This is a genomic window from Polynucleobacter sp. 39-46-10, assembly GCF_002282275.1.
The window spans coordinates 1-10791 of the sequence record NZ_NCJB01000073.1 but is presented as its reverse complement, the minus strand read 5'-3'; the positions used below and the strand labels follow the sequence as shown (position 1 = coordinate 10791).

Genomic DNA, 10791 nt, shown 5'->3' with positions numbered 1-10791 from the left:
GTCAAGTTTGAACGGCTTAATAATGGATGTGATTAGCTTCATATATTCCCCTTAATACAGTAATCATACCTAGAACTGAAAACCAATGCCCAGTTACGCTCTAAATTGAGAGGTAATCGGGTAACGCCAGTCACGCCCAAAGGCTCGGGTGGTCACGCGAACGCCTGGAGGTGCTTGGCGACGCTTGTATTCATTGAGTTTAATCAGGCGAGTCACTTTTTCTACGCTGTCAGGATCAAATCCAGCGGCGATGATTTGGGCGATAGATTGGTTTTGCTCCATATACCGCTCTACGATGCCATCTAATATTTCGTACGATGGCAAGCTATCTTGATCGGTCTGGTCGGGGCGTAATTCTGCGGAGGGAGCGCGTGTCAAAATCCGCTCCGGAATAATCGGGGCAATACTATTGCGATAGGCGCACAGGCGATAGACCAAAGTTTTGGCAATATCCTTAATGACGGCAAAGCCTCCGGCCATATCTCCGTATAGCGTGCAGTAACCGACAGCCATCTCACTCTTGTTGCCCGTTGTTAAAACTAGGCGACCGGTTTTATTGGAGAGCGCCATCAGAAGAGTGCCTCGCACTCGCGCCTGAATATTCTCTTCAGTAGCATCGAGCTTCAAGCCCTTGAAATGTTCAGCTAAAGCATGCTCTAAAGCATCCACAGGTTCGCTAATCGGAATCTCATCGTATTGAACGCCCAGATTCTGAGCCATTTCCCTGGCATCAATCCAAGAGATGTCAGCGGTGTACCGTGAAGCCATCATGACGGTGCGAACCTTATCGGCACCTAAGGCATCCACCGCAATCGCCAAGACCAATGCAGAGTCAACTCCTCCGGAGAGGCCAATAATGACTCCCGGAAAACGATTTTTCTGAACATAGTCACGCACACCTAAAACCAGTGCTTGGTAAGCCTGGGCTTCTACGCTAGATGGAGTCACTAGAGCTCCTGGCTCCAAATCGGCCGAAGCATTGACATCGACGTAGCCAAGAGCAGTTTCAAACTGCGGCATAGTCATAACCACTTTGCCTGCACTATTTAAAGCAAATGATCCACCATCAAAAACCAATTCATCTTGTCCGCCTACTGCGTTGACATAGACCAAAGGCATCTTACTTACGGCAATCTGTTTGCGTAGCACCTCAATGCGTAAAGATTCCTTTTGGAGGTGATAAGGCGAGGCATTGAGAACTAGCAGCACTTGTGCGCCGGCTGCATGAGCCTGCTTTGCAGGACCAGCATGCCAAGCATCTTCACAAAGAATGAGACCGTACTGAATGCCGGTATTTTCAAAGACACAGGCTTCGTTACCTGGCGTGAAGTAACGCACCTCATCAAATACTTCATGGTTTGGCAATTCTTGTTTGGCATAGCCGGCAATGACTTTGCCATCACGAATGACCGACGCGTAGTTTTGCAAGCCAGCGGCAGTTTTCTTGGGGTGACCAACAATGACAGTCAGCCCTGGAAATTTCTGAAGCTCTAGCATTAAGCAGCTGAGCTCACGATCGGCGGCCTCAATAAAGGCTGGGCGCAGGAGTAAATCTTCTGGAGGGTAGCCGGTGAGCGAGAGCTCTGGCGTCAGAACTAGAGTGGCGCCTTGTGCATAAGCATCTGCGGCAGCTTGAGAGATGAGCTGCGCGTTGCCAGACAAATCACCCAAAAGAGGGTTGATTTGCGCTAGGGCGATTTTTTGCGAGCTCACTCCAAATGACTACGAAATTACTTCTGTGACTTAGTGTAGCCTTCGATGCCGTCCAAAATTTCTTTATGGGCACCAGCAACACCAGTCCAACCTTTGACTTTTACCCACTTACCTTTTTCGAGATCTTTGTAGTGCTCGAAGAAGTGTTGAATTTGGGCGAGGAGCAATTCATTTACATCTTCAGGTTTTTGCAAATGCTTATAGATTGGCAAAATTTTGTCTTCTGGAACAGCCAACAACTTCGCATCTTGTCCGCCTTCATCCTCCATCTCTAACATGCCAATAGCGCGACAGCTCACTACTGAGCCTGGAACTAATGCAAATGGAGTAATGACAAGAACGTCCACAGGATCGCCGTCACCAGCAACCGTCTTAGGTATATAACCGTAGTTGCATGGGTAGTGCATTGCTGTGCCCATGAAGCGATCTACGAAGAGGCAGCCAGTTTCTTTGTCCACTTCATACTTCACCGGATCCGCATTCATTGGGATCTCAATAATGACGTTGAATGATTCTGGGATTTTCTTACCTGGGCTGACCTTGTCGTAACTCATAAATGCTCCGGCTAGTGATTAATGGATACCTCGATATTAGCAAAGAGGGGTGATGAAACTTATTTTAAAGCTTTCCAGCCGACTTAAAAGGGCTCCAAGGGCGCAATTTGGTCGGGGTAAACCTCTATCTGAGTTGGAATGAAAACGCGCAGCAAAGCCGGGCGCTATTTTGCGTTAGTTCAGTCGCTGTTAATCCAGGGTCTCCAAGTAACGCTGTGCATCTAATGCAGCCATACACCCTGTGCCTGCGCTGGTAATCGCTTGGCGATAAATATGATCCTGCACATCGCCCGCTGCAAATACTCCAGGGATATTGGTGGCAGTGGCATTGCCTTCCAATCCAGAGTGAGTCTTTAGGTAGCCATTATTCATATCCAGCTGACCAACAAATAAATCGGTATTCGGTTTGTGGCCAATGGCAATAAAGGCGCCGGTAACGGCAACATCTTCTGTACTGCCATCAGCTTTCTTAATACGAACACCGGTGACACCTTTTTCATCGCCCAAGACTTCGTCAAGGGTGGAGTTCAATTTGAGCTCGACTTTACCTTCGGCAACTTTGGCCATCAGGCGGTCATTGAGGATTGGCTCTGCACGGAATTTATCGCGACGATGAATCACGGTTACTTTTTTGGCAATGCCTGTGAGATAGAGTGCTTCTTCTACAGCCGTATTACCGCCACCGACTACGCAGACATCTTGATTGCGATAAAAGAAGCCATCACATGTTGCGCAACCAGAAACGCCGCGACCCATAAATGCTTCCTCACTTGGAAGGCCAATGTATTGAGCAGAAGCACCTGTTGAAATAATTAAAGCATCGCAGGTGTAAGTACCGGAGTCACCAACTAAGCGGATAGGCTTTTCAGTCAGCGCAGCAGTGTGAATGTGATCAAAGATGATGTTGGTATTAAAGCGCTCCGCATGTTTCAAAAAGCGATCCATGAGCTCTGGCCCTTGAACACCATCTGGATCTGCTGGCCAATTTTCTACATCGGTAGTTGTCATTAATTGACCGCCCTGTGCCAGGCCAGTGATGAGGGTTGGGTTCAAATTAGCGCGGGCAGCGTAAACAGCAGCTGTGTAGCCGGCAGGGCCTGAACCTAGAATGAGGACTTTGGAGTGTTTTGGGGTATTTGTAGTCATCACCAAATTATAGGATTGCTTGATTACAATCGGTGGAACATGGCAAGAACGACATACCCGAAGTCCAAAACCCCTTTAAGTCCCCAGCCCCCTGAGAATCAAGGGCAGGGTAGGATGCCCCGTCTCTTTTTAGAGGCCCGTTGGTTTATCTCCTTTGGCCTTTGTTTGGGTTTATTGGCCATTTTGGTGACTTATTCCAAGGCTGATCCCGCTTGGTCTCATGCCAGTTTTGAGGTTCCTAAGAACCTAGGTGGGCGTTTTGGGGCCTATTTAGCTGATTTATTGCTCTATATTTTCGGTATCTCTGCTTTTTGGTGGGTTGTTCTCTTTGGTCGCCGTGTTCTCAGTGGCTGGCGCGAGCTTTGGAGTATTCCCCTGCCCCTAGACCCAGATACCAAGCCTGACTCCTTATTAATTCGTTGGCTGGGCTTTGGGCTGACTTTATTGAGCAGTATGGCTCTTGAGTCCATCCGCCTGCATTCGTTGACCTGGGAGCTTCCAAGGCCTCCTGGAGGCATTTTGGGGGAACTGATTGGCGATCCCCTGCAAATGACCTTGGGTTTTACTGGCTCAACCCTGGTTTTGCTGTTTACCCTTTGCGCTGGCCTCTCCTTATTCCTCCATTTTTCTTGGCTAGATGTCGCTGAAAAAGTAGGGCGCTCGCTTGAGCTTGCCTACAACCGCTTACGTGAGCGTCGCGATAGTGAAGAGGATCGCAAGCTAGGTGAAGCGGCTGCCGAAGAGCGGGAAGAGTTTGTTGAAGAGTTTCGCGGGCGCGTTGAAATTGCTAAGCCCGTACAGATTGTTCGTACTCCAGTAGAGATTCCAAAGAGCGCTCGAGTTGAGCGTGAGAAGCAGCAACCGCTGTTTGTGGATATCCCTGATTCAGAATTACCGCCTTTAGCTTTGCTTGATCCGGTGCCAGAAGCAAAAGAAACCATTTCAGCAGATGTGCTGGAATTTACATCTCGCCTCATTGAGCGCAAGTTAGCTGAGTTCAATGTAGAAGTGAAAGTCATTGCAGCCTATCCAGGCCCAGTGGTAACCCGTTATGAAATCGATCCTGCTGTTGGTGTGAAGGGCAGCCAGATTGTGAATCTCTCACGTGACTTAGCGCGTTCGTTGGGCGTAGTGAGTATGCGCGTGGTTGAAACTATTCCAGGTAAGACTTGCATGGCTTTGGAATTGCCAAACCCAACACGTCAATCGGTTTACCTTTCTGAGATTTTGAGTTCACAGGTCTACAACGATAGTCATTCCAACTTGACCTTGTCTTTGGGTAAAGATATTTCGGGTAGTCCGATTGTTGCTGACTTGGCAAAGATGCCGCATTGCTTAGTTGCTGGTACGACTGGGGCTGGTAAGTCCGTTGGTATTAATGCCATGATTTTGTCCATTCTCTTTAAGGCCAAGCCCGATGAAGTGCGTCTGATCATGATTGATCCGAAGATGCTCGAGATGGCCATGTACGACAAGATTCCACACCTCTTGTGCCCCGTCGTTACTGATATGAAGCAGGCGTATAACGCTCTCAATTGGGCTGTGAATGAGATGGAGCGTCGCTATAAACTGATGAGTAAGTTTGGTGTACGTAACCTTGCTGGATTTAATAAAAAGATATTAGAAGCGGAAGAAAAAGGCGAGAAGCTCACCAATCCATTTAGTTTGACTCCAGATGATCCGGAGCCAATCTACAAGGCGCCAGTAATTGTGATCGTGATAGATGAGTTGGCTGACTTAATGATGGTCTCCGGCAAGAAGATTGAAGAGTTGATTGCACGTATTGCACAAAAGGCTCGTGCTGCAGGCATTCACTTGGTATTGGCAACTCAACGTCCAAGCGTGGATGTGATTACTGGCCTCATTAAGGCCAACGTACCAACCCGTATTTCTTTCCAGGTAAGTTCAAAAATTGATAGCCGCACCATCCTAGACCAACAGGGCGCTGAAGCATTACTTGGCATGGGTGACATGCTGTACATGGCTCCGGGTACCGGTTTGCCGGTTCGCGTTCATGGCGCCTTTGTTTCTGATGATGAAGTTCATCGTGTGGTGGAGTGGCTCAAAGAGAAGGGTGGGGCCAACTACATTGACGGCGTTCTGGAAGGTGCCGATGAGTCCACGATTGATGCATTGACTGGTGAAGGTGGCGGAGAAGCCGATCCTTTATACGATCAGGCAGTTGCTATTGTTCTAGAAAATAAGCGCCCATCAATCTCCTTGGTTCAGCGTCACTTGCGCATTGGTTATAACCGTGCAGCACGCTTGCTTGAGGATATGGAAAAAGCTGGCTTAGTTTCGAAAATGGGTAATGGCGGTAATCGCGAAATCCTTCATCGTCCTTCGGAATAAGGCGATTCCCTTGCGCAGACTTTTCTTGGCAGCAGCTTTAGGGCTCACAATTCTTTTATCTTCAAACTTGGTTATTGCGGAGGGTGAGAGTGGGGCTGAGCAGTTGCGTCAGTTTGTGCGCAATTCCAAAACCGCTGAAGGGGAATTTGTGCAGCAGCAGTTGCGCGCACCCAAAGCAAATGAATCCCAAGACAAAGGTTTAAAAGTGGTTCGCCAAACACAAGGGCGTTTTGTGTTTCAGCGTCCAGGCCGATTTATTTGGGATACCCAAAAACCATACGAGCAAAAACTGATTGCCGATGGCAAGCAACTCATTATGTGGGATAAGGATTTGAATCAAGCTACCTTCAGGCCTGCTGGTCAAGCTTTAGCAGCCACTCCAGCCGCAATCCTATTTGGTGAAACTTCCCTAGACCAGCATTTTGATTTAGTTGAAGGCGAAGATCGTCTGGGCATGAAATGGGTTGCTCTTGTACCCAAGAAAAACCCAAATACAAAAAATGGTAATGACTTGCCATACACCAAGATCTCAGTTGGAATGACTAATAGCTTACCAAAAGCATTAGAGCTGATAGATGGTCTAGGTAGCGTGGTATTGGTGACTTTAGACAAGATCCAGCTCAACGTGAATCTACCCGCCAATCGCTTTACCTTTGTACCTCCTGCCGGTGCAGAAGTCTTGCGCTTAAACTAACGTACATACCCATTAATTAATAGAGCATCACATGATTGATCCGCAATTACTCCGTAAAGATATCGCAGCCGTTGCCGCTCGTTTGGCAACTCGAAAATTTCAATTGGATGTTGAGAAGTTCAACACTTTAGAGTCCGAACGCAAATCTTTACAAACGCGTACTGAAGAATTGCAAGCTAAACGTAACCAACTGGCTAAAGCTATTGGTATGAAAAAAGGCAAAGGCGAAGAAGCTGCTGCCGAGATGGCTGAAGCAACGCAGATTAACGTGGATATGGAATCAGGAGCAGCACGTTTAGCAATTTTGCAGGTAGAGATTGTAGATTTCTTAATGGGTATTCCGAATTTGCCGGATGAAGCGGTTCCCGTAGGTAAAAACGAGACCGAGAATAAGGAAGTGAAGCGTTGGGGCGCGATCCCAGAGTTTTCATTTCCCGTGAAGGACCATGTCGACTTGGGTGCGCCATTAGGGCTTGATTTTGAATCGGCTGCAAAGATTAGTGGCTCACGTTTTGTAGTTCTTAAGGGGCCTGTTGCCAGATTGCATCGCGCCTTAGCGCAATTCATGATTGACTTGCATACAACTCAGCACGGTTACGAGGAGCTCTATGTTCCTTTGATGGTGAATGCTGCATCTATGCGTGGTACTGGTCAGCTACCTAAGTTTGAAGAGGATCTATTTAAGGTTCCTCGCCAGATGGGTGGTGAAGACGGGGCAGGCGAAGCAAAAGTTGAAAATTTTTATTTGATTCCAACGGCAGAAGTACCTGTTACCAATTTAGTACGTGACACGATTACTGCGGCCGAAGAGTTGCCATTGAAATTTGCTGCTCATACTCCATGCTTTAGATCTGAGGCCGGAAGCTATGGCCGTGACGTGCGTGGCATGATTCGTCAGCACCAGTTCGAAAAGGTAGAGCTCGTACAGATTGCAAAGCCAGAAGAGTCAATGCAGTTGCTTGAAGAATTAACTTCGCATGCAGAAAAGGTGTTGGAGCTACTTGAATTGCCATATCGAAAAGTATTGCTCTGCACGGGCGATATGGGTTTTGGCAGCACCAAAACGTATGACCTTGAAGTATGGATCCCATCACAAAATGCTTACCGTGAGATTAGCTCTTGCTCCAATATGGGCGATTTCCAAGCTAGACGCATGCAAGCAAGATATAAAGCTGGTCAAGGTAAGCCGGAGTTAGTGCATACCTTGAATGGTTCTGGTCTTGCAGTGGGCAGAACTGGCGTTGCTCTTCTGGAGAACTGCCAGCAGGCTGATGGCAGTATCGCCATTCCGAAAGCATTGCGACCTTACTTAGGTGGCTTAGAGGTATTAAAGCCCCACTAACAGTAAGAGCGGGAAATTAAGAAATCCCCGAAAGCTATAATCGCTGTTCGGTTCGGAGAGGTGGCAGAGTGGTCGAATGTACCTGACTCGAAATCAGGCGTAGGGTCAAACCTACCGTGGGTTCGAATCCCACCCTCTCCGCCAACTAGATTCTGTATTTGTAAATGTAGAGACGACATTCATAAAGCCCCGCCATGACGTGGGGCTTTTTTATTTCAAAGGAGCATTACTGTTGCAATCAAGCCGCCAAGTACTTCATGATGTTTTTGGCTTTGATCAATTTCGAGGCGCTCAAGAATCGATTGTTGCTCATGTAGTCGCAGGTGGGGATGCTTTAGTCCTCATGCCTACTGGCGCTGGTAAGTCGCTGTGCTATCAGATTCCCTCCCTGGTTCGTCGCGGTGTGGGAGTAGTGGTTTCACCCTTAATTGCACTGATGCAAGATCAAGCCGATGCGTTAATCCAGTTGGGTGTGAAGGCTTCGTTTCTCAACTCTAGTCTCGATGCGGCCACCTCTCAACAGGTGACTACTCAATTGCTGGCAGGAGATCTTGATTTAATCTACGTAGCGCCTGAGCGTCTTATGAGCTCTAGCTTTCTATCAATACTGGATAGACTTAATGCAGGCCCCGGAATTGCATTATTTGCTATTGATGAGGCGCACTGCGTTTCGCAATGGGGTCATGATTTCCGCCCAGAATATCGCCAACTTACCGTTCTGCATGAGCGATTTCCGAAGGTGCCCCGTATCGCCTTAACGGCTACTGCGGATGCGCCAACCCGAGCAGAAATTGTGGAACGTCTATCACTAGAATCGGCCGAGCAGTTTGTCTCTAGCTTTGATCGCCCTAATATTAAGTATCGAGTGCTTCAAAAGCAGAGTGCCAAACAACAGCTAGAGTACTTTTTAGATGCTGAGCATGCCGATGACTCAGGCATTATTTATTGCCTATCGCGTCGCAGTGTAGAAGAGACGGCGCAATGGTTGCAAGACCGCGGGTGGGATGCAATGGCCTATCACGCTGGCTTAAGTGTAGAAACACGCAGCGCTAATCAAAAACGCTTCTTGCGTGAAGAAGGCGTCATCATGGTCGCAACCGTAGCGTTTGGTATGGGTATTGATAAACCCAACGTCCGCTTCGTAGCTCATCTGGATCTCCCTAAAAGCATGGAAGGCTATTACCAAGAAACTGGACGAGCAGGGCGTGACGGCTTACCTGCAAATGCCTGGATGGCCTACGGATTTGGGGATGTGGTGAGCTTACGGCAAATGGTGGACTCTGGCGAAGCATCTGAAGACCGTAAACGAGTGGAGCGCCAAAAACTCAATGCTTTACTGGGCTATTGCGAATCCACAACCTGTCGACATCAAACAATCCTGCGCTACTTTGGAGAGATGCATGCTGGTAGTTGTGGTAACTGCGACAACTGTCTAGAGTCAGTATCAACTTGGAATGCCACCCAGGAAGTGCAAAAAGCATTGTCATGTGTATATCGTACGGGTCAGCGTTTTGGCGTGACCCACCTAATCGATGTGCTTTTGGGTAAAGTGACCTCTAGAGTTAAGCAATATTTTCATGAGCAAGTAAGCACATTTGGTATTGGTGCAGAACTGAATCAGGCCCAATGGAATAGCATCTATCGCCAATTGGTAGCGGGCGGTTATTTAGATGCTGATATTGCATTGCATGGTGGCTTAAAGTTAGTAGACAGCATTGCTTTGCCGGTGCTGCGTGGAGAACAAGAGGTTTGGCTGAGAAAAGAAACGGGCTACTCCAAAAACAAGCTCACAAAGCCCGGAACAAGAAAGGGTTCTACGCATCCCTTTAGCAATATTGCGGATGAAAACCTGTGGGAGGCGCTCAAGGCTAAGCGGACTGAGCTAGCCCGTGAACAGGGGGTGCCCCCCTATGTGATTTTTCATGACAGCACATTGCAGGAGATGGTTAAATCCATGCCAACCACCTTAGATCAATTCAGTCGCATTAGTGGGGTCGGGCAAGCTAAGCTGGAGCGCTATGGTGAATACTTTATTCAAGTCATTCAGGAGGCGCTAGAGGTCAATAAGCCCCAACCAGCTACCTGAGGTTGCCCACCACAATCTGCAGCACCTGCAGGATGAGCAGTAGAGCAAGTGGCGATAAATCTAAGGCGCCAAAGTTGGGTATTGCCTTCCTAACTGGGGTGAGCAGGGGGTCAACTAATAGCGAGACTAAGAACTGAATTTGAGTCCCTGCACCAACCCAAGAAAGAATGATGCTGGCAAAAAATAGGCCAACTAGAACTGATAGAACAAGATCAAGTAGATCAATCAATGCAAGTGCTAACCAAGAGATATCCATCGAGGTGGCGCCAGAGATAAATAGCAGGATCGCAATCTTGCACAAAATTAAAAGATAGGCTGCAACACAACTCGCTAGATCAAAGCGACCAATGCTGGGTATGAAGCGCCTTAGTGGAAGGACGATCCAATTGCTTAAGGGCAAAATATAAGTACCAATGGACTTACTTTGCCCTGCGCCTAAATTAAAGGCAAGCCACTGTAAATAGCAGCGTAAAAGGCAAGCTCCCGCAACAATGCTAACGAGTACCTGAAGAATGAGATTGGCGATTTGTATCAACATTGAGACATTGTAGGGTGTTTAAACCGCAGGGGATCAGCGGCATTGTTCAATTGGTGCCACAATTGTATGTAGAAAATTCAATTACTAGGAGCAGCCGTGCTCGATTCACTTTTATTTAGTCGTATTCAGTTTGGCGCGAATATTTCTTTTCATATTCTCTTTCCAACCATTTCGATTGCGCTGGGGTGGTTTCTCTTCTTTTTTAAGATTCAGCATATCCGAACTGGCTTGGACTATTGGCTTGAGGCCTATCAGTTTTGGGTCAAGATTTTTGCTCTGACCTTTGCCTTGGGTGTGGTCAGTGGCATCACGATGAGTTTTCAGTTTGGTACGAACTGGCCTGGCTATATGGAGACTGTAGGCAAT

At 47.7% G+C, this 10791-nt stretch carries 9 protein-coding genes and 1 tRNA gene; 6 read left to right on the top strand and 4 right to left on the bottom strand.

The annotated features are described in order from the left end of the window. Positions 1–93 precede the first annotated feature (93 nt). From B7X71_RS07750 to trxB, 3 genes are all read right to left on the bottom strand, one after another. Complete coding sequence (locus tag B7X71_RS07750; protein WP_293597555.1) at positions 94–1713, bottom strand: NAD+ synthase; 1620 nt, start codon at positions 1711–1713, stop codon at positions 94–96. 17 nt (positions 1714–1730) lie between these two features. Next, a complete protein-coding gene (ppa, locus tag B7X71_RS07745) occupies positions 1731–2267 on the bottom strand; it encodes an inorganic diphosphatase (protein ID WP_293597554.1) in 537 nt (178 codons plus the stop codon). A gap of 189 nt (positions 2268–2456) precedes the next feature. Beyond that, positions 2457–3413, bottom strand: coding sequence for a thioredoxin-disulfide reductase (gene trxB, locus B7X71_RS07740; protein WP_293597553.1), 957 nt, complete (start codon positions 3411–3413; stop codon positions 2457–2459). A gap of 39 nt (positions 3414–3452) precedes the next feature. On the opposite strand from trxB, the gene B7X71_RS07735 reads away from it, so the two are divergent. The 5 genes from B7X71_RS07735 (at position 3453) to recQ (ending at position 9887) form a co-directional block, all read left to right on the top strand. Next, positions 3453–5765 (top strand): DNA translocase FtsK, encoded by a 2313-nt coding sequence (locus B7X71_RS07735; protein WP_293597552.1) that lies wholly within the window; start codon positions 3453–3455, stop codon positions 5763–5765. Beyond that, the gene (locus tag B7X71_RS07730; RefSeq protein ID WP_293597551.1) at positions 5725–6459 is read left to right on the top strand and encodes an outer membrane lipoprotein carrier protein LolA; all 735 of its coding nucleotides are present in this window, start codon (positions 5725–5727) and stop codon (positions 6457–6459) included. Before B7X71_RS07735 ends, B7X71_RS07730 begins: the two co-directional genes overlap by 41 nt. Positions 6460–6490: 31 nt before the next feature. After that, positions 6491–7801, top strand: a complete 1311-nt coding sequence (gene serS, locus B7X71_RS07725) for a serine--tRNA ligase (protein ID WP_293597550.1) — start codon at positions 6491–6493, stop codon at positions 7799–7801. A gap of 54 nt (positions 7802–7855) precedes the next feature. Next, positions 7856–7945, top strand: a tRNA-Ser gene (locus B7X71_RS07720). 88 nt (positions 7946–8033) lie between these two features. After that, positions 8034–9887: a DNA helicase RecQ gene (recQ, locus tag B7X71_RS07715; protein ID WP_293597549.1), complete on the top strand. Its 1854-nt coding sequence runs from the start codon at positions 8034–8036 to the stop codon at positions 9885–9887. On the opposite strand, the gene B7X71_RS07710 is transcribed toward recQ, so the two are convergent. Beyond that, the gene (locus tag B7X71_RS07710; protein ID WP_293597548.1) at positions 9880–10425 is read right to left on the bottom strand and encodes a YggT family protein; all 546 of its coding nucleotides are present in this window, start codon (positions 10423–10425) and stop codon (positions 9880–9882) included. The two genes, recQ and B7X71_RS07710, sit on opposite strands and share 8 nt — an antisense overlap. Positions 10426–10521: 96 nt before the next feature. Here B7X71_RS07710 and B7X71_RS07705 point away from each other — a divergent pair. Beyond that, positions 10522–10791, top strand: a 270-nt coding sequence (locus B7X71_RS07705; RefSeq protein WP_293600475.1) for a cytochrome ubiquinol oxidase subunit I, incomplete at its 3' end; no start/stop codon positions are given.

Bases quoted from the DNA above. Each gene is read 5' to 3' on its own strand.
- ppa (WP_293597554.1), bottom strand. From the start codon at position 2,267: ATGAGTTACGACAAGGTCAGCCCAGGTAAGAAAATCCCAGAATCATTC.
- trxB (WP_293597553.1), bottom strand. From the start codon at position 3,413: ATGACTACAAATACCCCAAAACACTCCAAAGTCCTCATTCTAGGTTCA.
- B7X71_RS07735 (WP_293597552.1), top strand. From the start codon at position 3,453: ATGGCAAGAACGACATACCCGAAGTCCAAAACCCCTTTAAGTCCCCAG.
- B7X71_RS07730 (WP_293597551.1), top strand. From the start codon at position 5,725: ATGGCGGTAATCGCGAAATCCTTCATCGTCCTTCGGAATAAGGCGATT.
- serS (WP_293597550.1), top strand. From the start codon at position 6,491: ATGATTGATCCGCAATTACTCCGTAAAGATATCGCAGCCGTTGCCGCT.
- B7X71_RS07710 (WP_293597548.1), bottom strand. From the start codon at position 10,425: ATGTTGATACAAATCGCCAATCTCATTCTTCAGGTACTCGTTAGCATT.